Origin of the sequence: Streptosporangium vulgare (assembly GCF_042428775.1) — a bacterium.
GTDB classification, from domain to species: Bacteria; Actinomycetota; Actinomycetes; order Streptosporangiales; family Streptosporangiaceae; genus Streptosporangium; species Streptosporangium vulgare.
This window is the reverse complement of record NZ_JBHMBS010000010.1, coordinates 1-21,947: the sequence shown is the minus strand read 5'-3', so window position 1 is coordinate 21,947 and position 21,947 is coordinate 1. Positions and strand designations below refer to the sequence as shown.

Below are 21,947 nucleotides of genomic sequence, written 5' to 3'. Positions count from 1 at the left end.
GACGGCGGCGAGTTGCCAGAATGACTGATGCTTGGCGTGTGACTGGGAGGATGTTGCCGCCTGGTCCGTTCGACCGCGTGTGTTCGACTGCGTGTAAGGAGGCTCCGTGGGGCCCGACAACGTTCTGGCGGCACTGGATCCCGAGCAGCGTGAGGTGGCCGAAGCCGTCCGGGGGCCGGTCTGCGTCCTCGCCGGAGCCGGGACGGGCAAGACCCGCGCCATCACCCACCGCATCGCGCACGCGGTCCACAGCGGGGTGGTCGACGCCCAGGGCGTGCTGGCGGTGACGTTCACCACACGCGCGGCCGGTGAGCTCAGGCAGCGGCTGCGGCAGCTCGGCACGCCGGGGGTGCAGGCGCGCACCTTCCACGCCGCCGCGCTGCGCCAGCTCACCTACTTCTGGCCGCGCGTCATCGGTGGCGACCCGCCCAGGGTGATCGAGTCGAAGCTGCCGCTGCTGATCGACGCCTGTCGCTCCCTGCGCAGGAACCAGGACCGTTCCGAACTACGCGACATCGCCTCCGAGATCGAATGGGCCAAGGTCACCCAGATCGCCCCCGAGGACTACGCGGAGGCCGCCAAGAAGGCGGGCCGCACCTCGCCCGTGGCCCCCGAGGAGGTCTTCCGGCTCTACGAGGCCTACGAGAACCTCCGCCGCGAGCGGCACCTGGTCGACTTCGAGACCATCCTGGAGCTCACCGCGGCCGTGATGACCGAGCACCGCGAGGTCGCCTCCCAGATCCGCCAGCAGTACCGCTACTTCGTGGTCGACGAGTACCAGGACGTCAACCCGCTGCAGAAGCTGCTGCTCGACACCTGGCTCGGCGGGCGCGACGACCTGTGCGTGGTCGGCGACCCCAACCAGACGATCTACTCCTTCACCGGCGCCACCCCTCGATACCTGACCGGCTTCTCGGTCGAGCACCCCAACGCCACCGTGATCAAGCTGGTCCGCGACTACCGCTCCACCCCCCAGGTCGTCTCCCTGGCCAACCGGGTGCTCGACAGGGCGCGGACCCCGCACAAGCTCGCCCTGATCGCCCAGCGTCCCGACGGCCCCGAACCGGTCTTCACCGAGTACGACGACGAGACCGCCGAGGCGGAGGGCGTGGCACGGGCGGTGAGGAAGCTCGTCGGCGGCGGCGTGCCGACCCGCGAGATCGCCGTGCTGTTCCGGGTCAACGCCCAGTCCGAGGCGTACGAGCAGGCCTTCGCCAAGGCCGGCCTGCCGTACGTGCTGCGCGGCGCCGACCGCTTCTTCGAGCGCCCCGAGGTCCGACAGGCGGTCGTGCTGCTGCGCGGCGCCGCCCGCTCGGCCGAACCCGGCGACACGCTCGCCTCGACCGTGCACCACATCCTGTCCGGCATCGGGCTCACCCCCGAGGCGCCCGGCGGCGGCAAGGCCCGCGAGAAGTGGGAGTCGCTGAAGGCCCTGGCCGACCTCGCCGAGGACCTCGCCGCCACCGGCGCCGACCTGCCCGCCTTCGTCGCCGAGCTGGAGCGCCGGGCCGGGGAGCAGCACGCGCCGCCGGTCGAGGGCGTCACCCTGGCCTCGCTGCACGCCGCCAAGGGCCTGGAGTGGGACGCGGTCTTCCTCGTCGGCGTCACCGAGGGCATGCTGCCGATCATCTACGCGGAGACGCTCGACCAGATCGAGGAGGAGCGCCGTCTCCTGTACGTCGGCGTCACCCGCGCCCGCGCCCACCTGGGGCTGTCGTGGGCGCTGGCGCGCTCGCCCGGCGGGCGGCGGTCCCGCAAACCGTCCCGCTTCCTGGACGGGCTCACCGGCCGCTCCGCGCAGAAGAGCCGCGCCGCCGCCCCGGCCTCGTCGGCCTCGTCGGCCGATCGCCGCCAGGTCGCCGCTCCGATCAGCTGCCGGGTCTGCGGCAAGACCCTCGCCGCCGCCGCCGAGCAGAAGCTCGGCAGGTGCGCCGGCTGCCCCGCCGACTACGACGAGGCGCTGCTCGACGCGCTCAAGTCCTGGCGTACGGGAGTGGCGAAGCACGAGAAGATCCCCCAGTGGGCGATCTTCACCGACGTCACCCTCCAGGCCATCGCCGAACGGGCGCCGCTCTCCGAACAGGACCTGCTGGCGATCACCGGAATCGGACGCGTCAAACTGGATCGTTATGGCGAGGCGGTGGTCGAACTATGCCGTATCGCCGCGAACCGGACGGAGGGCGCGTGAACGAGGCGTTAAAGGAGCTCCTGGACCTGCTCGACCTGGAGCAGATCGAGCTCGACATCTTCAGAGGGCGTAGCCCGGAGGAGCGCATCCAGCGTGTCTTCGGTGGCCAGGTCGCCGCCCAGGCACTGGTCGCCGCGGGACGGACGGTGCCCGACGACCGCGACGTCCACTCGCTGCACGCCTACTTCATCCGGCCCGGCGACCCGGCGATTCCGATCGTCTACAACGTCGAGCGGGTCCGCGACGGCCGGTCCTTCACCACCCGGCGGGTGGTGGCCGTCCAGCACGGCAAGGCGATATTCACGATGTCGGCCTCCTTCCACGTGACGGAGACCGGTGTCGAGCACCAGGCGGTCACGATGCCCCAGGTGGTCGATCCCGAGGGACTGCCGCTCTTCCAGGACCGGATGCTCCAGGCCGTGGGGACGGAGTCGCCGCTGCGCGAGTGGTTGTCCAGGCCGAGGCCGGTGGACGCCCGTTACGTGACCCCCCTCACCTGGGAGGCCTACCGCGACCCGGAGCTGCGCGGGTCGAACACCAACGTGTGGTTCCGCTACGACGCGGAACTGCCCGACGATCCGCTGCTGCACGTGGTGCTCGCCGCCTACGCCTCCGATTTCACCCTGGTCGACACGGTCCTGCTCACCCACGGCCTGGCCTGGGGCGCGTCCAACCTCTCCGGTGCCTCGCTGGACCACGCGATGTGGTTCCACCGCCCCTTCCGCGTGGACGAGTGGATGCTCTACGCCCAGGAGTCGCCCTGGTCGGGGGCGGCGAGAGGGCTCGCCAGGGGCGAGATGTTCACCCGGTCCGGAGAACTGGCCGTGTCGGTAGTGCAGGAGGCGATGATCCGCGTGAGATAGTCGCAAAGTCGCAGGTAGAAAATATGTTGCCCCCTCCCGGGGCCGGGGTTTAGGGTCATGCTCAAGCAAGTCGGACGGTCCTGTCCGACGATCCACGAATGGAGGTGAGTCCGCTGTGAGGAACATTCCGATGACGTCCCAGCCGGGGCTCACTTCCGCGCGCCGTAACACCGTTCTGTCTTGCGACAGTCAGATCGTCCTCGCCGGCGGCGCGGCAGTTCTGGCTCAGCAGGCCAACCCTGCCCATCTCCAGGTCGAAACCGGCCGTTGGTTCGCTCCGATCGCTTTTCCGGCGACGGACGTCCCGGCTGCCCGTAACCGGGTGGGCGAGCGCTACGCAGCAACGACCAAGCACATCGGAAACGGTGGACTGCGCGGTCCGCAACCCTGGGGGCATCCTCCGGTCATAACCTGACCGAGGAAAAAGCCTTCAGGCCGCGGATCCGCACCCAGGATCCGCGGCCTTCTTGTTTGTCCGCGTCATTCCTGACCCCCACCCCAAGAGGTAATCGAAGATCAACACCTAGCTGAGAGGTGAAGCAGATGGGGGCCCAGACGGTCATGGACCTGATCGACGAAGCCACAATCCCCTGTCGTACCGACCCCGACCTGTGGTTCGCCGAGTCTCCGGAGGACGTGGAGTTCGCCAAGGCGCTCTGCGGAGGCTGCCCGATCCGGGAGGCCTGCCTGGCCCGCGCGCTGGAGCGCGAGGAGCCATGGGGCGTCTGGGGTGGCGAGCTCGTCCTGCGGGGGGCGATCGTCCCCCGGAAGCGTCCGCGCGGGCGTCCCCGCAAGAACCCGGTCGCTGCCTGAACAACCCGGTCGCCGGCCCGAAGCGCCGAGAACCAGCACCACCTAGATTCCGAATCACCACGAGCCGCACGTTTCCGAAAGGACCATTCCGATGAGCTACTTCACCTCCAGAGGCCTCGACCTGCCGTCTATGCAAGAAGAACTGGTCCGTGACCGAATACGGACCCTCCACCGCGAGGCGGAGGAGCATCGCAGGGCCGTCGGCCTCCAGCGCCTCCAGCGCCTCCAGCGCGCGCAGCGCGACGCGGAGCGCGCCTCGGCACGCCTGCGGAGCGCGATCCTGCGCCTCGTCTGATCCGTCTTGTCTGTTCGATAAGAACCGGCGGCGACGTGTAGAAAACGCACGAAAGACGCCCGAAGCCGCCCGGGAGACGGATCGAAGAACGAGACGGACGAGAGAAGCGAGACGAACGAACGAGGGGTGACCCGCTCCGGCGGGCCACCCCTCGAACGTCTCACCGGACCCACCACATCTCACATCGCGAGACGTCGCGGAACGTCGCGAAACGTCGCGGAGTGCCCGGGGCGCTGCGGAACGCCCGAGGCGTCGTGAGACACCCCCGGACGTCGTCGGACATCACGGCACATCGTTAGAGGATCACGGAAAACCGCAGGACATTACGAAACACCGCGGGACATCAAGGAACACCGTGGGACGGCATGGGGTGGCGCGGGAGGGCGCGGGAAGAAAACGTCCCTCAGGCGCTGGTGAGGGTGGGTTCTCCCGAATCCTCGTCGGTGAACCCCGGAACCCAGCGGATGACCTCCTCGCGGAAGCGGGCGGTGGCGCCGAGCTGGCAGAGGACGCCGACCCCCGCCGCGTGCACACGGTGGATGAGGACGTACGACGCGGGCAGGTTGAGCTGGCGCACCACGTTGCCGGGACGCAGATCGGTGGCCGTGGCGGCCTGCCGCTGGAGCCACTCCCTGCTGAAGGAGAACTCCTCCACGGCGGTCGGCTCGACGTAGGGAGCCAGGAACGCCCGCAGGGCCTCGGGGTCGATCTCGATGTGCGGCTGGATGAAGCCCTCGTCACGCAGGCCCTGCACCACGGTCGACATGTCGCCGTTGTTGAAGATGCGGGTCAGCTTTCCGAAGACCGGTGGGTATCCGTCGGGCATCCGGTTGACCGCGCCGAAGTCGAGCACGCACATCCGGCCGTCCTCGACGATCCGGAAGTTACCCGGATGGGGGTCGGCGTGGAGCATGCCCAACCGCGCGGGCGAGGAGAACAGGAAACGGACGAGCTGGAGCCCGGCCCGGTCGCGCTCCTCCTGGGTGCCGTCGGTGATGATCCGCGACAGCGGGGTGCCGTCGACCCATTCGGAGACGAGCACCTGCTCGTTGGCGGCGATCACGTCCGGGATCAGGAAGTCGGGGTCGTCCTTGTACTCCAGGGCGAAGGCGTGCTGGGCCTCGGCCTCGTGGAGATAGTCGAGCTCCTCGACCACCCGCTCGCGCAACTCGCTCAGGACGGCCTTGATGTCGAGGCCGGGCAGCAGCACCCCGAAGAGCTTGCCGAGCCGGGACAGCTGTGTGAAGTCGGAGAGAAGGGCCTTTCCCGCCCCCGGATACTGGATCTTGACTGCGACCGTCCGGCCGTCGTGCCATACCGCCTTGTGCACCTGCCCGATCGACGCGGCGGCGGTGGGTTTGTCGTCGAACGACAGGAAGTTTTCCCGCCAGTCGTCACCCAGCTGCTCGACGAGGACCTTGTGCACGGTCGCCGCCGGAAGCGGCGGAGCCGCGTCCTGGAGTTTGGTCAGGGTGGCGCGGTAGGGGCCGGCGATCTCGGAGGGCAGCGCCGCCTCGAAGATGGACAGCGCCTGGCCGAGCTTCATCGCCCCGCCCTTGAGTTCTCCGAGGACCTTGAAGATCTGCTCGGCGGTGCGTTCCTGGATTTCCTGGGCGACGATCTCGGCGGACTTGCCCCCAATTCGTTTTCCGAGACCGAGAGCGGTGCGGCCGGCGAACCCGATCGGCAGGGCCGCCAGCTTGGCGGAGCGCGCAACGGCGCGGCGCGGAAGGTCACTCACCTTGGTTGGCGGCGTATCCGCTGGCACAGCGAGACGCCGCTCCCTCCCTTCGCTGTGTGTCCGTCAGCGGCAGGTAGCCGACGCGACCATTGTTAGCGAACCCAACTCGTTTCGGAAGCAACGACATTGAGGATGAACACTCCAGGATCGCCTCTTCCAGCTCAAATCTGGCAATAATTCCATTGTGCTGTTTGTCACAGCGGGTTCACGGCCGTCGACCACCGCGAGTGCGTGACCTGCGGCCGATGCCGCCACCAGCGTCGACAGCGCCGTACCACACGCGATTTCTCCCGCGGGGAAGCCGCCCAGCCGGGCACTGACGACGGGCCATCCGGGGTCGCGGTCTCGTCGGGTCAAATCCAAGCAGTGCAGGCATGTGCTCCGTCCGGGCAGCACCAGGGGACCGACCGACCCGGCGCCCTCGAACGCGGTGACCAGCAGATGCGGGATCTCCCACTCGACGAGCTCCCTGACCAGGAGGCCGTCCAGCGGCACCACCGGCGCGAGCACCGCCAGGTCCGGGGGCCGGGCTCCGTCGGCCAGTTGGGCCGCCCCGTCGCCCGTCCATGCCGTGAGACCGGGCGCCAGCCTCCTGGCCACCGCGACCGCGCCGTCCTGCCTGCTCATTCCGACCTCCGTCCAGCCGAGGCCACCGGGGACGACATCCCGTCGCCGTGCCGTACCGGGATCGATGACGCAGATCCGGCCGACCCCGGAAGCGGCGAGCAGGCAGACGACCTGCGCGCCCACCCGGCCCGCTCCGTAGACCCGCACCTGGGCCGCTCGCCGGCGCTCCAGCGCGGCGAGCCCGCCGTCGATCGTGCCCGGAGTGAGGGAGAGCACGTCGAGGTCCGGCTGGAGCCGGTCACGCTCGGCCATCGCGAGCGAGCGCAGCGGACCTGGACCCGCACTCGCGTCGTCCACCACGCCGCGGCTGACCAGCAGGTCGAGCAGGGTCCGGCCGTGCTCCTCGCCGAGACCCGCCTCGGCGGCGCCGGCCAGCACGCCCGCGAGATCCCGTACGCCGTCGAGGCTCTCCACCCAGCGGCGGACCTCGGGCTCGAGATCGGTCAGCACCACCGCGTGGCGTGGATGCAGCCCGAACTGCAGGGTGCGCCCGTCGCGGGCGACACGGCGCAGAGCGGGCTTCAGGCGTGGTCGCATCGGAGAGCCTTTCTTCGGGGCGGCCTGCGGGCAGGCCGGTGAGCAGGGGAGGTGAGCAGGGAAGGGCGGGGATCAGGGGATGAGCAGGCCCGGGACTGGGGGTGGCTGGGGGGCCAGCGTGGCATGGCCCCACAAGGTCCCGGATGCCTTTCCCGCCGCCTGTGGATAACTCGTCCCGCGGGCAACTCCCTGTGGATAACCCGCCGTGGGGCAGCTCGGGATGGACTTTCCGCCTCACCCGCCCCTGAGAAGACGCCCCGGGGAGCCCATCGGGGATCGGGGGCCACCCCCTCGGAGCTCGGGAGATGCGCCCGTCCCGAGCGGTATGCCCGGACTTTCAACCCTCCAGGATGAGGAATGTCCCTTCCACCCACGAAGGCAGGGAATCCGTCTCGCCTCCCGGGACGGGAACTCCGAAGAGAGACGGTTCCATGGGAGACGGATCCGGGAGAGACGGGCCGAGAGACAGCGATTCGAGAGACAGCGAGTCGGGAGGCGGCGAGGGTAGGCAGGGCCGGAAGACGGCGAGCCGGGAGGCGGCGGGGCAGACAGGGGCAGGCGGGGCCGGGAGGTGGCGGGCGGGAGAGGGTGGGTTACGCTCCCCGGCATGGACGAGCTCTTGGTCGACCGGCGCGACGACGGTGTCGCGGTGCTCACTCTGAACCGCCCCGATCGGCGCAACGCGATGACCGACGGAATGACCACCCGGTGGCGGCTGGCCATCGCCGATCTCGCGGCGGATCGCGACCTCCGGTGCGTCGTCGTCACCGGAGCGGGAAACGCGTTCTCCTCCGGAGGAGACCTGTCCTGGCTCGCCGAGCGGGCCGCCGAGGGAGTGCCCGCTCTGCGCGATCGGATGCTCGGCTTCTACCGGACCTGGCTGGCGATCGCCGACCTGGAGGTGCCGACCATCGCCGCCGTCAACGGCGCGGCCGTCGGAGCGGGGCTGTGTCTCGCCCTCGCCTGCGACCTGGTCTACGCCGCCGAGGAGGCCAAGCTGCTCGTTCCCTTCACCTCACTCGGCCTGCATCCCGGCATGGCGGCCACCTATCTGCTGTCCAGGGTGGCGGGGGTGGGCGTGGCGAGGGAGATGTTGCTCACAGGCCGGACGCTGACGGGCGCGGAGGCGGCGCCCGCGGGGTTGGTGACCAGGGCGTTCCCTCGTGAGTCGCTGATGGACGAGGTGATGGGGATCGCGTCGCGTACGGCGGCCAACGCGCCGGTCGCCACCAGGCTCACCAAAATCGCCCTGGCGGGCGGCGGACACGCCGACCTCGACGCCGCGCTGCGCTGGGAATCCCTCGCCCAGCCGGTCACGATGATCTCCGCCGACATGCTTGAAGGGCTGGCGGCCCAGAGAGAACGGCGGCTCCCGCGATTCGGCAACGCATGAGACGGCTGATATCCAGGTTAATTAGATAAGTCACGGTCATAGTTGATCACCCGTGTTGAACAATCAACGAACGGGGATTGACCAGCGGGAACGTGTTCTACCCCCTGGTGTGAATTCGTCATTCTCGGCTACCGTTCATATGTGCCCCCCGAGACAGTCGAGGTCCGCCGCAGTTCTCGCCGCCGGCGGACGGTTTCTGCGTACCGCGACGGCGAGAAAACGATCGTGCTCCTCCCAGCCGGTCTGAGTAGCACCGATGAGGAACAATGGGTGCGCCGTATGCTCGATCGCCTCGCGGCCAAGGAGCAGCGCAGACGTCCCTCCGACGACGATCTCCTCGATCGGGCCGTCGATCTGTCGGCTCGCTATCTGGACGGGGAGGCGAAGCCGTCGAGCGTGCGCTGGGTGGAGAACCAGCAGCACCGCTGGGGTTCGTGCACCCCTGACCACGGCACCATCAGGATCTCCACGCGGCTGCGGGGCATGCCGTCGTGGGTGGTCGACTACGTGATCATGCATGAGCTCGTCCACCTGCTGGTGCCGAGTCACGGCTCGCGCTTCTGGGCGCTCGTGGAACGTTATCCCAAGGCTGAGCGGGCGAGGGGCTTCCTGGAGGGGTTCTCCACGGCGGCTCACGGTTCCGCGGAGGAATGTTGACGGAAGATCGAGTGGTGGCCGTTCTCGTCACGCCCTCCGTGGCTGACGCGGCCCCCCCGGGAGTCGACGCCACCGACTTTCTCACGGCCGTCGCCGAGGACGCCTACGAGCTCGTCGCGGCCCTGGACTTCGTCTCTCCCGTCGTGGTGACGAGCGTCCCGGGCATGGAGGAGATCGTCTGGCCGGGCACCCCGGTCGTCGAGATCCCCGACCTTTCCGGCGGTGCCCTGGTCGAGGCCGCCTTCGGGGCCCTGCCGTACGGCGAGCAGGCGGTCCTGCTGAGCGCCGCCGCGCCCGACCTGCCCCCGCTGCTCATCGGCAAGCTCTTCCGCGAGCTCGGCAGGGCGAGGATCGCCGTCTGCCCGGACGCGGGGGGCGGGACGGTCGCGTTCGCCGCCCACCTGCCCTATCCGGACTGGGCCGCGGTGGGCTTCGACGACCTCGATCCGATCAAGGCGCTCCGCGCCTCCGCGCCCGGCAGCCGCATGGTCGCGAGGGGCCCCGGCTGGCACCGCCTGCGCACTCCCGGCGACATCCGGCTCCTCGACCCGGGCCTGGAAGGCTGGGACAACACCCGGGCGCTGCTCTCACACTGAGCCCTGAGCCCTGAGCCCCTGAGCCCCTGCGTCCCTGAGCTCTGAGCCCCTGAGCCCTGAGCCCCTGCGGCCCTGATTTCCGGCACCCCCGGGTTTCTTGGGCTCCCGGACGATCGAATGGCCTGATCCCCCGATTCGAGCCCTCCCGATCCCGTGATCGGTCAGCTGTCCGGGCGATCGAGTGCCCGAACCGTTCGAGTACCCGGGCAGTCCACGAGACCGAGCGCCCGGCCCGTCATCAGGGGGGAGGCAGGCGCAGGTCGGCGAAGACGGCCCGGTGGTCGGTGCCCGGAACGGTGTGTACGCTCACCGCGTTCACTCCCACCCTCTGGTCCGCCACGACGTGGTCGATCGTGATCAGCGGGGGAACGCGCTTGTTCACCGGCCAGGTGGGGGTGAGGCCCTCCCCGGCGCTGTCGGCCGCGTCCAGGTAGCCGCGGCTCAGGAAACGGCGCATGGCCGCGTGGTCGAGGCTGGCGTTGAAGTCACCCGCGAGGATGCGGATCGTGTCGGGCGCGGCGGAGGGCAACGCGTCCAGCGCGGCCGTCCAGTCGTACACCTGCCTGCCCAGCGGCGGGAAGGGATGTACGTCGACGATCTCGACGGGCTTGGCGCCGGGCACCGTCATCAGCGCGGCGGGCATGTTGTGCCCGATCGCCTCGAAGAGGTCCTTCCTCGGGGTCAGCGGATACCGCGCGTACAGGCCGCTGCCTCCGGCGCTCCACTCCGGCTCCAGCACCTGGTACGGCATGATCTTCTCCAGCCCGGCCGCCTCCAGCTTCTCGACCATCCCCGGTGTCAGCTCCTGGGTGCTGAGCACATCCGGGTTCAGCCGCCGGACCAGGTCCATCACGGCGTCGGGTTCGGCGTGCCCGAACAACGTGTTGAGCGTCAGCACCCGCAGGGGCGTTCCCGTCACGGGATCCCCGGAGCGGAAGGCCCTGGGAAGCACGCTGAGGCCGAGCGCCGCGGTGGTGATCAGCGCCACGACCGTCGCAGCCCGGTTGCGGGTCAGCGCGGACAGCAGCACCGGTACGAGCGAGGCCGCGGCGACGTACGGGGTGCCGGTCATGAGCTGGGTGGTCAGCGAGTCGCGTTCCAACCCGGCCACCCGGGCCACCGCCCAGGCGGCGAAGGGGGTCACCGCGGCCCAGGCGAGGGTCCTGGGAATCCTCCAGCGGCGACGGCGCGCCGGTGGCACGACCGTGCCTCCGATGTCTCCGGCGCTCCTGCCAGCCACGATGTCCACGCTCACAGTGCCCCGATCCGCTCCGTACAGCCCGATGAGCCCGGTGAGCTCAATGAGAACGAAGATATCCGGGGAAAGATGAGACAAGCGTAAAACGGTCCAACGCCCTCGGGGCATGCCCCAGGCAGGCCGGAACCGGTCTCCGAGCCATCGTGCGAAACCGGACGTCCGATCACTTGGAGCGCAGGACCTCGCGGGCGCGGCGGGCCAGGCGACGGGTCGCCTCGTCGGAGAGGTCGGGGATCTCCTCCACCGGGAACCAGCGCAGGTCGAGCGACTCGGCGCTGATCACGGCCTCGACGCCGGCGGGGGCGACGGCGCCGTACTCGACGTCCAGGTGCCTGCTGTGCGGCGGGTGGCACCAGACCAGGTGCCGGTCGAGCGCCAGCGGGCCCGGCAGCAGCCGCAGGCCCGGGATGCCGGACTCCTCGGTGGCCTCACGCAGTGCCACCGCCTCCAGGGAGGTGTCGCCGCGCTCGCAGTGTCCTCCCATGGGCAGCCACATCCCGGCCTTGGGGTGCAGCGTCAGCAGCACCCGTTCGCCGTCGTGGGAGAGCACCGCGGTCGTGGCCGTCAGGTGGCCGGGGACGCACTCACGCCACATCGCGTCGTCGTTGGCGTGGAGGTGCTCCAGGAACTCCTTACGGAGGATCTCCTCGTCGGCCGTCGGTGCGGTCCACCCCGTGAGCACGTCCTCCGCGTCGGCGCGCAGGCTCACGCGCCGCCGTCCTCGCCGCCGTCGTCCTTGCGGCCCTTCTCGTCGCCGTCGCCGTCCTCACCCGAGGCGGCCGGAGCGCCCGGAGTGCCTGAAGTGCCTGGAGCGGCCGGGGTTCCGGGAGAGTCCCGGAGCGTCCCCTCCAGCGAAGACAGGTCGAGCTCGGGCTCGCCCCGTACGAACCTCTCGGGGGCGTCGAGGTCGTCGGCGGTGGGCATCAGGTCGGGGTGGTCCCAGACCGCGTCGCGGCCGTCGACACCCCGGTCGGCCTCCAGGGCCTGCCACAGGGCGGCGGCCTCGCGCAGGCGGCGGGGCCTGAGTTCGAGGCCGACGAGCGTGGCGAAGGTCTGCTCGGCGGGGCCGCCGGTCGCCCTGCGGCGTCGTACGGTCTCCGACAGCGCGGTCGCCGAGGGGAGCTTGCCGTCCGCGGCGCCGTCCACGACGGTGCCGACCCAGCCCTCGACCAGGGCGAGCATGGTCTCCAGCCGGGACAGGGCGGCCTTCTGCCGCTCGGTCTCCTCGGGCTTGAGCAGGTTGCCGCCGCTCAGCGCCTGCTGGAGCTGCTCGGGGTTGTTGATGTCGAGCCCGCGGAGCTGCTCTTCCAGCGCGGACGCGTCCACCGTGATGCCCCTGGCGTACTCCTCCACGGCTCCGAGCAGGTGCGCGCGCAGCCACGGCACGTGCTGGAACAGCCGGTGGTGGGCCGCCTCGCGCAGGGCGAGATAGAGGCGGATCTCCTCGGCGGGGGTCTCCAGACCCTGGCTGAACGCCGCGACGCCGCCGGGCAGCAGGGCGGCGTTGTCCGACAGGGGCAGGCCGATGTCGGTGGAGCCGATCACTTCGAGGGCGAGCGAGCCGACGGCCTGGCCGATCTGCTGGCCGACCATCATGCCGCCCATCTGCTTCATCATCCCCATCAGCGGCCCGGCCATGGCCTGTGCCTCAGGGGGCAGACCGGTGGCGCCGAGCGTGCCGCTCATGGTCTCGACCATGCGGGCGGCGATCGGGTCGCAGAGTTTCTGCCAGACCGGAACGGTCTTCTCGATCCACTCGGAACGGCTCCACGCCTGGGGATTGTTCACCCCGCTCGGCAAGGAGGTGGCCTCGTTGAGCCACAGATCGGCCAGATTCAGGGCGTCGACGATCTGGCGCCGCTCGCCCTCCATGACACTGGGATCGCCCTCGGCGACCACGACGTGCCGTGCGATGTTCTTCGCCATGTCCCAGTTGACGGGACCAGAGGTCGGCGGAGCGGAGAGCATGTCGGCGAACTGGCGCATTGCCGCTGCGATCTGCTCCGGGTCGCCGAACATGGCGAACGGATTCTCGTTGGGGTCGTTTTCCCGACCTGGCAAGTCAGTCACCGCTCTACCTCGTGCAGGATGGAGGAGTCCACATCCGCCACGTTATCCGTCGCATGGCGGGTCAGTGCAAAGTGAGGACCTGGTGCCTACCTCGAAACGCTCCCGGCCCCCCGTCGTCGCCGTCACCGGCGCCGCCTCGGGCATAGGCCGTGCCTTCCTCGCGAAGGTCGCCTCGTCTGCGGATTTCCGCAGGGTCGTGGCCATCGACGAGCAGCGTGGTGATGTTCCCGACGTCACCTGGCGGGTCCTCGATGTCCGAGATCCGCTCTTGGCGAACCGCATATCTGATATTGACGTACTCGTGCACCTGGCGGTCGACTACGCGCTCGACGTCAACCCAGCGGAGCGACGCGCCTACAATCTGCGAGCCGCCCAGACGGTGCTCACCGCCAGCGCCGCCGCACGGGTGCGGCGGGTCGTGCTGCTCACCAGCGCCATGGTGTACGGCGCCGTTCCCGAGAATCCCGTCCCGCTGCCGGAGGACTCCGCGGTCGCGGCCGAGCCCGACACGGGCATGGTCGGCGACCACCTGGAGATCGAGGCGCTCGCCCGGCGCTCCCTGCGCAGCCATCCCGGCCTCGGCGTGACCGTGGTCCGGCCCGCCGCGGTGGTCGGTCCCGGCGTCGACAGCGTGGTGACCCGGCACTTCGAGGCGCCCAGGCTGCTCACCGTCAAGGGATGCAGCCCCCGCTGGCAGTTCTGCCACGTGGACGATCTCGTCTCGGCCCTTGAGCTGGCCGCGCTGGGAACGGTCTCGGGAGTGGTCGCCGTCGGCGGCGAGGGCTGGCTGGAGCAGGAGCAGGTGGAGGAGATCTCCGGGCTGCGCCGCCTGGAGCTGCCCGCCGGACTGACCTTCGGGACCGCCCAGCGCCTGCACCGCCTCGGCGTCACCCCGGCCCCGGCCACCGACCTGCACTACGTCGTCTACCCCTGGGTGGTCGACTGCGCCGCGCTGCGCGAGGCCGGATGGAAGCCCCAGTGGAGCAACGAGGCCGCGTTCGAGCAGCTCCTGGAGTTGCGTGAGGGCAAGCACGCCGTCGTGGGCCGCCGCCTGTCCGGCAAGGAGGCCACACTCACCGCGGCCGGCGCCACCGTCGCCGTCCTCGGCACCGCGGCGATCGTCCGCGCCGCCCGCAAGAAGCGCCGCACCTGACGTCCGCGCGGGACGACTGCCGTTCGCTACGGGGCACCTGGCGTTCGCGCGGGCGACTGACCTTCGTGCGGGACGAACGGCCCGCGGGTGGCGCATGATCCCGTACGGGTGAATCCGTGCGGGCCCGCGCAACCGGCGAGGGACGCTGAGGACGGTCCCCCGGGAGGGTGCGCGGCCGAAGGCCGTTTTTCCCGGGCGGTACGCTTTGCGGCGTGGATGTCATCAGGTTGCTCGATATTCGCGACAGCGCGCTCTCCGTCGACGAGGTGCTCGCAGCCGTCGGCGACCACGCCGCGGGCGGCACGACCGTCTTCGTCGGCACGGTGCGTGAGCAGGACCACGGAAAGCCGGTCGCGAGCCTGTCCTATTCGGCGCACCCGAGCGCCGTGGACGAGCTCCGCCGGGTGGCCGAGAAGATCGCCGCGGACTTCCCCGTGACCGCCCTGGCCGCCGTCCATCGGGTCGGCGATCTGGAGCTCGGCGACGTCGCGGTCGTCGTGGCGGTCGCCGCGCCACACCGGGGCGAGGCCTTCGAGGCCTCCCGCAGGCTGATCGACGATCTCAAGAGCCAGGTCCCCATCTGGAAGAACCAGCTGTTCACCGACGGCTCCTCCGAGTGGGTCGGGGCCTGCGAGTGAGCCCGTCCGGCGGGGACGCGGCCGTCGGCGCGGCGGCGTCCGGGTGCGGTTTCATGACCTGTCGTACGGCATAGGCTTTGTCCATGTCCCGACGAGCGCTGACCCTCATGGTGGCGGGCTTCCTCACGCTCATGCTCGCGCTGGTCGGCGCCGTGCTGCCGGTGCCGTACGTCGTGCTGAGTCCCGGGCCGACCGAGAACACGATCGGCGACGTCGACGGCAAGCCGGTGATCAGCGTCGAGGGACGCCAGACCTATCCGACGGAGGGCAAGCTCAGCCTCGTCACCGTCGCCTACCAGGGCGGGCCCGGCACCAGGATCGACCTCTTCAGCGCGCTCAGGGGGTGGATCGATCCCACCATCGCGGTCGTGCCCGAGGAGACGATCTTCCCCCCGACGACCACCGCCAAAGAGGTCGAGCAGCAGAACACCCAGGAGATGACCAACTCCCAGGACGACGCGACCGCGGCCGCGCTGACGGAGTTGAAGATCCCCTACAGCTCGGTCGTGACCGTGGCCTCCACCGAGAAGGGCCTGCCGGCCGACGGGAAGTTCAAGGTCGGCGACGAGATCGTCTCGGTGGACGGCACGCCCGTCTCCGACCGTGAGAACGTCTCCGCCTCCGTCCGCAGGCACAAGCCGGGCGAGCAGGTCAGTTTCGTCGTCAACCGGGGCGCCCAGAGCATGACCGTCGCCGTCCCGACCGTCGCGGGCAGGGACGGCAACCCCATCGTGGGCATCACCATGCGGGTCGGCTACAAGTTCCCCTTCAAGGTGAAGATCAACGTCGGTGACGTCGGCGGGCCGAGCGCGGGGATGATGTTCTCCCTGGGCATCGTCGACAAGCTCACCCCGGGGGCGATGACCGGCGGCAGGTCCATCGCCGGGACCGGGACGATCACCGCGGAGGGCGGGGTCGGCCCGATCGGCGGTATCCAGCAGAAGATGGTCGGCGCCAGGAAGGCGGGGGCGACGGTCTTCCTGACCCCCGCGGAGAACTGCGCCGAGGCGGTCAAGGCGATCCCGGCCGGCCTCAGGCTGATCAAGGTCTCGACCCTGCACGAGGCCGTCCAGGCGGTCGACGCGCTCCGCACCGGCTCGGGTTCCGTGCCGAGCTGCCCGGCAGGCTGACCGTGGAACCGGACGGGACCCCCTGATTCCAGGGCCGGACCCCTGATTCCAGGACCGGATCCGCTGATCCCGGGACCGGACGGGGCCGGAAGGGGCCGGCCGCCCCGGAAGCGGGCGGGAAGAGGAGCCCGGAAGGCGGGACGCCACGCCCGATCCACGAAAAGATCAGGTTTTCCGGTCCCTGACCTCGTCGCGGGGCACTCATCGGGCTTCTCGTACGTTGGACCTGTGGACCCGAGACCAGCGGGCGTTGTGGCCGGACCGTGCCCGAAAGGCCGAACGCGACCCAACTCCCGCCGGTGTAGGTTGCCAGACACGGACCGTGCTCTTACGACAAGGGGTTGGCCTTGAGCTTCCGGACCCCCGGAGCCGGCAGGGCAATGCGCTTGCCCCGCCGGCCACGACTGCTAGTTCCCGTCGCGATCGCGCTGGTCGCGATAGTCGCGTTGTTCTTTCTCTTCGCCAGTATTTTCACTGATTACCTCTGGTACGACTCGGTCGACTACACGGCCGTCTTCTCCGGGGTGGTCGTCACGCAGATCCTTTTGTTCGTCGTCGGCGCCCTGCTGATGGTCGGCATCGTCGGCGGCAACATGCTGTTGGCGTACCGGATGCGGCCGATGTTCGGCCCGGGGATGTTCGGCGGTGCCAGCGGCGCCGACCGGTATCGGATGGCCCTCGACCCGCACCGCAAGCTGATCTTCCTGGTCGGCGTGGCGGTGCTCGGCCTGTTCTCGGGATCGTCCTTCTCCGGCCAGTGGAAGACCTGGCTGGAGTTCGTCAACGCGACGCCGTTCGGTGAGGTCGACCCGCAGTTCAAGATCGACATCTCCTTCTTCATGTTCACCTATCCGTTCATCCGGATGGTGCTGAACTTCCTGTTCGTCGCGGTGGTGCTCTCCGCCCTGCTGGCGGCGATCGTGCACTACCTGTACGGCGGGTTCCGCCTCCAGTCGCCCGGTGTGCACGCCTCGCGCGGCGCCAGGGCGCACCTGTCGGTGCTGCTCGGCGTCTTCGTGCTGCTGAAGGCGATCGCCTACTGGGTCGACCGGTACGGGCTGGTCTTCTCCGACCGCGGATTCCGGCACGGCGCCTCGTACACCGACGTCAACGCGGTGCTTCCCGCCAAGAGCATCCTCGCGGTCATCGCCCTGATCTGCGCGGTTCTGTTCTTCGCGGGGGTCGTGCGATCCGGCGGGATGCTGCCCGGCGTCGGCTTCGGGCTCCTGGTGCTCTCGGCCATCCTGATCGGCGGGGTCTACCCGGCCCTGGTCGAGCAGTTCCAGGTCAAGCCGAACCAGCAGGGCAAGGAGCAGGAGTACATCAAGCGCAACATCGACGCGACCCGAAAAGCCTACGACGTCAACGACGCCGAGGTGATCGACTACACGGCTCAGGGTGACCCGAGCAAGGTCAACGTCACCGCCGACAGCTCCATCTCCGGCGTGCGCCTGCTCGACCCGAGCCTGGTCGCCAAGACCTACCAGCAGAAGCAGCGCATCCGCGGTTACTACGACTTCCACGAGCCGCTCGACGTCGACCGCTACCCCGACGCGAACGGCACGATGCGCGACACCGTCGTGGCCGTGCGAGAGCTCACCGGACCGCCGGCGGAGCAGAACAACTGGATCAACCGGCACCTCGTCTACACCCACGGCAACGGTTTCGTGGCCGCGCCCGGCAACGAGGTCGACTCCGAGGGCCTGCCCAACTTCGACGCCAAGGACATGCCGGTCACCGGTGCCCTGGCGGAGCGGACGAAGCTCAAGGAGTCGCGGATCTACTTCGGCGAGGCTCCCGGCTCGACCGAGTACGTCGTCGTAGGCGGCACCGGCCAGCAGAAGCAGGAGCTCGACTACCCCGAGAGCGGCGGTACCGGCCAGAAGAACACCACCTACGACGGCAAGGGCGGCGTCCCGGTCGGGTCCTTCCTCAACCGGATGCTCTACGCCGCCAAGTACGGCGAGATCAACCTCCTGCTGTCGGGTGACGTCAACGCGAACTCCAAGATCCTCTACGAGCGCAACCCGCAGGCGCGGATCGCCAAGGTGGCGCCGTTCCTGAGCCTGGACGACAACCCCTACCCGGCCATCGTCGGCGGCAGGGTGGTCTGGATCGCCGACGCGTACACCACGTCCAACGCCTACCCGTACTCCCAGAGCAAGAGCCTGGAGGCGATGACGCGCGACACCGTCACCGACCCGCGCCTGGTGGTCCCGCAGCCGCGTGACCAGATCAACTACATGCGCAACTCGGTGAAGGCCATGGTGGACGCCTACGACGGCACCGTCAGCCTGTACGCCTGGGACGAGAAGGACCCCATCCTGCAGACCTGGCGCAAGGCCTTCCCCGGCGTGATCAAGCCGCAGACGGAGATGTCGGCCGAGCTCAAGCAGCACCTCCGCTACCCGGAGGCGCTGTTCAAGGTCCAGCGTGACGTGCTCTCCCAGTACCACATCTCCGACCCGAACGCCTTCTACAGCGGCCAGGACTTCTGGAACGTCCCGAACGACCCGTCGTCGGGCGACCGTGACATCAAGCAGCCGCCGTACTACCTGTCGGTCAAGATGCCGAAGACCGCGGCGCCGTCGTTCTCGCTGACCACCACGTTCGTGCCGCGCCAGGGACCCAACCTGGCCGCGTTCATGGCCGTGGACGCCACCCCGGGAGACGACTACGGAAAGCTGCGCATCCTGCGCATGCCGTCCAACACCACGATCCCCGGGCCCGGCCAGGTACAGAACAACTTCCAGAACAAGTTCTCCGGCGAGCTCAACCTGCTCGGACTCGGCCAGGCGAAGGTCCGCTACGGCAACCTGCTGACCCTGCCGTTCGCCGACGGCCTGGTCTACGTCGAACCGGTCTACGTGGAGATCGCGGCCGCCTCCGGCCAGGAGCCGTACCCGATCCTCCGCCGCGTCCTGGTGGCCTACGGCAGCAAGGTCGGCTCGGCCGACACGCTCAAGGGCGCGCTGGAGCAGGTCTTCGGCGGTGGCACCCAGGCGGCACCGCAGGAGGAGGCCAAGCCGGGCGAGGCCAAGCCCGAGGAGGCCAAGCCGGCCTCCGCGCTGGCCCAGGCCATCGACGAGGCACAGGCGGCGTACGACAAGGCACAGAAGGCCCTCCAGGCCAACCCGCCGAACTGGACCGACTACGGCAACGCCCAGAAGGAGCTCCAGGCGGCGCTGTCGAAGCTGAAGGGCACCGAGACGACGTCGGGCGCCACCCCCACCCCGTCACCCTCGGCGTCGGGAACCCCGGCGCCGTCGGCGACACCGTCCGCCACTCCGGCTCCGTCCGCCACCCCGTCGCCCGCGGCGAGTCCCTAGGAGACACCTGAGGGCCCAGCGCCAATCGATTCGCGTCCACCACCAAAGCCGGGTATGGTTAAGACATACACCGACGCGGGGTGGAGCAGCTCGGTAGCTCGCTGGGCTCATAACCCAGAGGTCGCAGGTTCAAATCCTGTCCCCGCTACAAAAGAAGGCCCCGGTCGCCGGAAACGGCGACCGGGGCCTTTGTGTTCCTCCTCCTTTGCGAAGACCAGCTTTCCTCCCGAAAAGCCCTCTTCCGACACTCACCCCCTCGAAGACCGGGGGGCTCTCGCGAAACGCGCCCGCAGCTGGCGGATACGTGGGTCCATGACACCGACCGCGATCGGGGTCGTCCCGGCCCCGCAGACGCCTGTCGTCGCCCCGGCGGGGGCGTGCCCGCCGGTGGTTCCTCGGCGGCGCCAGGGGAGCCCTGAGCCCGCACAGCCGGTGTGCTCCGCCGGCCCATGCGTTCGGGCCCATCCACCTGGTGACTGTGGCCACGCCGATCCACGTGATCACCCTGTGGTCCGCCCTTCGCGGGCTGGTCGGTGTGGGGCGCGCCACCCCGCGTTCCCTTACTGATTTGCAGTCGGAGGGGGATTCCGGATATTGTTCAAACACACACCGACGCGGGGTGGAGCAGTTCGGTAGCTCGCTGGGCTCATAACCCAGAGGTCGCAGGTTCAAATCCTGTCCCCGCTACCAATCGAAAGGCCCTGATCTTCCAGAAGATCAGGGCCTTTCGCATTTCCTGCAAGCCGTTAATCCGTCTTCCCGTGTCGCGGCACCACATCGCCGTAAGCGCGGGGAAGGCGAGCCACATGCGCGCCAGGCGGACGAGATTCGAGGTGCCTTTAGAGGTGCTTCGGAAGATGCCGAGCCGAAGAGGTAGCGTGCCGCTGTGACCGAAACGTCCGAACCCGTCCTGCGTTGGCGCGTGCGCCGCGACCTCCTCGTCATGAAGATCGTCGCCGCGCTCGCCTTCGCGGTGCTCACGGTGTTGACCCTCGGCGACCCCCGAGGCGCGATCCTGGCGGGTGCCACGTCCGTGGTCCTGGCGGTGCTGGCGGTACGCGACGTCCTCGCTCCGGTACGGCTGACCGCCGACGGCGAGGGCCTCGTCGTGGTGAAGGGCTTCGCCGGATCCGAACGGCTGCCCTGGAGATCCGTCGAGCGCATCCGGGTGGACACGCGGACCCGTTTCACCTCGCGTACGGAACTGCTGGAGATCGACACGGGGGAGAGCATCCACCTCTTCAGCCGGTTCGACCTGGGAGTGCCGTGCCGGCAGGTGGCCGATGAGCTCCGCTCGTTCCGGACGGGTTCATAGCCTCTCCGGTGACCGGGAGCCGGGCCCGGCTCCCGGTCGGTGGCTGCCGGGCCTCGGCCCGCGGTGGAGTTCGTCAGGCTCTGGCCCTCACCCGGCGATGTCTCGGGACGAAACCGGGCTTGGTGCGGCGTACCAGCAGAGTCACCTTGTAGAGAGCCCAGCAGGTGAGGAAGGCCCCGAAGCAGACCTGTCCGATCCACGTCCACGCCGGGGTCTCGACGGCCGCGAACATCACTACACCGGTCCAGACAAAGCCGAAGACGCCCACGAGGGTCGCCGCAGCCCAATTCAGCCCTCGCTGCAACATGCCTGGAGTCTTACAGATCTTGGTTCAAGACCAGGTCAATGACGCGGAACGCCTCATCGTGGGAGGCTCCGACTTGTGCCGGCACACCTCCGCGCGCGAGACCCGCCGGTGCTCATCGGGGTCGTTCCGAGCGGATTCTCCTCGAGGCAGGCCAGCAACGCCGCCGCGGTATGGGCGTCGGCGAGGATCCGGTTCACCTCGTCCTCGGATGTCGGGAGCTGGCCGCGCTTGGCGAGCTCGTCGGTGAGGAAGGTCAACGGCTCCGGATAGCCGGCCGCCTCCGCGGCGACCGTCGCCCGAGCCGCGGTAAGGAGACGCAGATAGTAGGCGCGGAGGGTCGCCTCTCTCATACGTGCGTCTTCAAGGTCGTTCAGCAGAGACCTGGCGACCCTCAGTAGGTCACCTGGATGGTCGGCCTCCGCGTCGATGTGCGCGCGGATGTCGTCGAACTCCGAGCGGGTCATGGTGCTCACCTCCACGGCGGAGTCAGGATCCTGACCCTCGCGCCTACTTCGTATCCAGAGTCGATTGCGAATGGCTTGACGTCTGGTTGCGCGCTTCGACTTCCTATGACTGTTTGGGACGCGCGAGCCTCCGGGATGGTTGGCAAGTTGTCTCTGTGACGTGAGAGTCCTGGTAGTGTTCTTTCCGCAGGGCAACGAACTCCCAGGTTTAAACCTCCTGAGGCGGACGAACTGCCCGGCGAAACCCTCTCTGATCCTGGCAAGTCGGGCGTGTCCGTACGGTTGGACATCGACCGGATGTTGGAGTAAGTTAGAGGGGTTGCCCTGGAAACAGGGTGGTCGCAATCCTAGCGGGTTCGACGGGATCGAGTCGAGAGTCGGAAATCCGACAGTTTGACACGAAACCGGCACATTCGATAAGATGGTGACAACGAAATGGAACGCCCCGGAGTTCTGCTCGGCTGGTTGGCCGGGTTTGGGTGATGGTGTACGCGTCCGTTTCTTGAGAACTCAACAGTGTGTTAAAAGCCAGTGCATGAAGCACAACCCCGTCCAACCCATCTTCGGGTGGGG

Annotated in this window: 19 protein-coding genes and 2 tRNA genes; 14 read left to right on the top strand and 7 right to left on the bottom strand. The window is 69.0% G+C overall.

What is annotated here, in order from left to right:
• Positions 1-106: 106 nt before the first annotated feature.
• From ACFFRH_RS21510 to ACFFRH_RS21495, 4 genes are all read left to right on the top strand, one after another.
• The gene (locus ACFFRH_RS21510; protein ID WP_386159001.1) at positions 107-2,188 is read left to right on the top strand and encodes an ATP-dependent DNA helicase UvrD2; all 2,082 of its coding nucleotides are present in this window, start codon (positions 107-109) and stop codon (positions 2,186-2,188) included.
• Positions 2,185-3,051: an acyl-CoA thioesterase II gene (gene tesB, locus ACFFRH_RS21505; RefSeq protein ID WP_386158998.1), complete on the top strand. Its 867-nt coding sequence runs from the start codon at positions 2,185-2,187 to the stop codon at positions 3,049-3,051. Before ACFFRH_RS21510 ends, tesB begins: the two co-directional genes overlap by 4 nt.
• A gap of 543 nt (positions 3,052-3,594) precedes the next feature.
• A complete protein-coding gene (locus ACFFRH_RS21500; protein WP_329085648.1) occupies positions 3,595-3,864 on the top strand; it encodes a WhiB family transcriptional regulator in 270 nt (89 codons plus the stop codon).
• Between the two features lie 91 nt (positions 3,865-3,955).
• The gene (locus ACFFRH_RS21495) at positions 3,956-4,159 is read left to right on the top strand and encodes a hypothetical protein (protein WP_344745687.1); all 204 of its coding nucleotides are present in this window, start codon (positions 3,956-3,958) and stop codon (positions 4,157-4,159) included.
• A gap of 403 nt (positions 4,160-4,562) precedes the next feature.
• Here the strand turns inward: ACFFRH_RS21495 and ACFFRH_RS21490 are convergent, their stop codons facing one another.
• Together ACFFRH_RS21490 and ACFFRH_RS21485 are read right to left on the bottom strand one after the other, a co-directional pair.
• Positions 4,563-5,900, bottom strand: a complete 1,338-nt coding sequence (locus ACFFRH_RS21490; protein ID WP_344745688.1) for an ABC1 kinase family protein — start codon at positions 5,898-5,900, stop codon at positions 4,563-4,565.
• A gap of 63 nt (positions 5,901-5,963) precedes the next feature.
• Positions 5,964-7,064 (bottom strand): ThiF family adenylyltransferase, encoded by a 1,101-nt coding sequence (locus ACFFRH_RS21485; protein WP_344745689.1) that lies wholly within the window; start codon positions 7,062-7,064, stop codon positions 5,964-5,966.
• 607 nt (positions 7,065-7,671) lie between these two features.
• Between ACFFRH_RS21485 and ACFFRH_RS21480 the strand changes: the two genes are divergently transcribed.
• The 3 genes from ACFFRH_RS21480 (at position 7,672) to ACFFRH_RS21470 (ending at position 9,710) form a co-directional block, all read left to right on the top strand.
• Positions 7,672-8,457 (top strand): enoyl-CoA hydratase/isomerase family protein, encoded by a 786-nt coding sequence (locus tag ACFFRH_RS21480; protein ID WP_344745690.1) that lies wholly within the window; start codon positions 7,672-7,674, stop codon positions 8,455-8,457.
• Between the two features lie 141 nt (positions 8,458-8,598).
• Positions 8,599-9,114 (top strand): M48 metallopeptidase family protein, encoded by a 516-nt coding sequence (locus tag ACFFRH_RS21475; protein ID WP_344745691.1) that lies wholly within the window; start codon positions 8,599-8,601, stop codon positions 9,112-9,114.
• 14 nt (positions 9,115-9,128) lie between these two features.
• Positions 9,129-9,710 (top strand): hypothetical protein, encoded by a 582-nt coding sequence (locus ACFFRH_RS21470; RefSeq protein WP_344745692.1) that lies wholly within the window; start codon positions 9,129-9,131, stop codon positions 9,708-9,710.
• Positions 9,711-9,948: 238 nt separating this feature from the next.
• On the opposite strand, the gene ACFFRH_RS21465 is transcribed toward ACFFRH_RS21470, so the two are convergent.
• The 3 genes from ACFFRH_RS21465 to ACFFRH_RS21455 all read right to left on the bottom strand — a co-directional run bounded on the left by ACFFRH_RS21465 (position 9,949) and on the right by ACFFRH_RS21455 (position 13,038).
• The gene (locus tag ACFFRH_RS21465) at positions 9,949-10,959 is read right to left on the bottom strand and encodes an endonuclease/exonuclease/phosphatase family protein (protein ID WP_386158991.1); all 1,011 of its coding nucleotides are present in this window, start codon (positions 10,957-10,959) and stop codon (positions 9,949-9,951) included.
• A gap of 172 nt (positions 10,960-11,131) precedes the next feature.
• Positions 11,132-11,677 (bottom strand): NUDIX hydrolase, encoded by a 546-nt coding sequence (locus ACFFRH_RS21460; RefSeq protein ID WP_344745694.1) that lies wholly within the window; start codon positions 11,675-11,677, stop codon positions 11,132-11,134.
• Entirely contained in the window at positions 11,674-13,038 is a 1,365-nt protein-coding gene (locus tag ACFFRH_RS21455; RefSeq protein WP_512701132.1) for a zinc-dependent metalloprotease, read from the bottom strand. Before ACFFRH_RS21455 ends, ACFFRH_RS21460 begins: the two co-directional genes overlap by 4 nt.
• Positions 13,039-13,117: 79 nt before the next feature.
• Between ACFFRH_RS21455 and ACFFRH_RS21450 the strand changes: the two genes are divergently transcribed.
• From ACFFRH_RS21450 to ACFFRH_RS21420, 7 genes are all read left to right on the top strand, one after another.
• Positions 13,118-14,191 (top strand): NAD-dependent epimerase/dehydratase family protein, encoded by a 1,074-nt coding sequence (locus tag ACFFRH_RS21450; protein ID WP_344745699.1) that lies wholly within the window; start codon positions 13,118-13,120, stop codon positions 14,189-14,191.
• Between the two features lie 212 nt (positions 14,192-14,403).
• Positions 14,404-14,829: a molybdenum cofactor biosynthesis protein MoaE gene (locus ACFFRH_RS21445; protein WP_344745695.1), complete on the top strand. Its 426-nt coding sequence runs from the start codon at positions 14,404-14,406 to the stop codon at positions 14,827-14,829.
• Positions 14,830-14,912: 83 nt separating this feature from the next.
• Entirely contained in the window at positions 14,913-15,959 is a 1,047-nt protein-coding gene (locus ACFFRH_RS21440) for a YlbL family protein (protein ID WP_344745696.1), read from the top strand.
• Positions 15,960-16,339: 380 nt separating this feature from the next.
• Positions 16,340-19,288, top strand: coding sequence for a UPF0182 family membrane protein (locus tag ACFFRH_RS21435; RefSeq protein WP_386158987.1), 2,949 nt, complete (start codon positions 16,340-16,342; stop codon positions 19,286-19,288).
• Positions 19,289-19,362: 74 nt separating this feature from the next.
• A tRNA-Met gene (locus ACFFRH_RS21430) sits at positions 19,363-19,436 on the top strand.
• 465 nt (positions 19,437-19,901) lie between these two features.
• A tRNA-Met gene (locus ACFFRH_RS21425) sits at positions 19,902-19,978 on the top strand.
• A gap of 196 nt (positions 19,979-20,174) precedes the next feature.
• Positions 20,175-20,603 carry a PH domain-containing protein gene (locus tag ACFFRH_RS21420; protein WP_386158984.1) on the top strand — a complete coding sequence of 143 codons (429 nt, stop codon included), beginning with the start codon at positions 20,175-20,177 and terminating at the stop codon, positions 20,601-20,603.
• 73 nt (positions 20,604-20,676) lie between these two features.
• Here ACFFRH_RS21420 and ACFFRH_RS21415 read toward each other — a convergent pair whose 3' ends face one another.
• Together ACFFRH_RS21415 and ACFFRH_RS21410 are read right to left on the bottom strand one after the other, a co-directional pair.
• A complete protein-coding gene (locus tag ACFFRH_RS21415) occupies positions 20,677-20,910 on the bottom strand; it encodes a hypothetical protein (RefSeq protein ID WP_386158981.1) in 234 nt (77 codons plus the stop codon).
• Between the two features lie 53 nt (positions 20,911-20,963).
• Complete coding sequence (locus ACFFRH_RS21410; RefSeq protein WP_386158978.1) at positions 20,964-21,374, bottom strand: hypothetical protein; 411 nt, start codon at positions 21,372-21,374, stop codon at positions 20,964-20,966.
• Positions 21,375-21,947 lie beyond the last annotated feature (573 nt).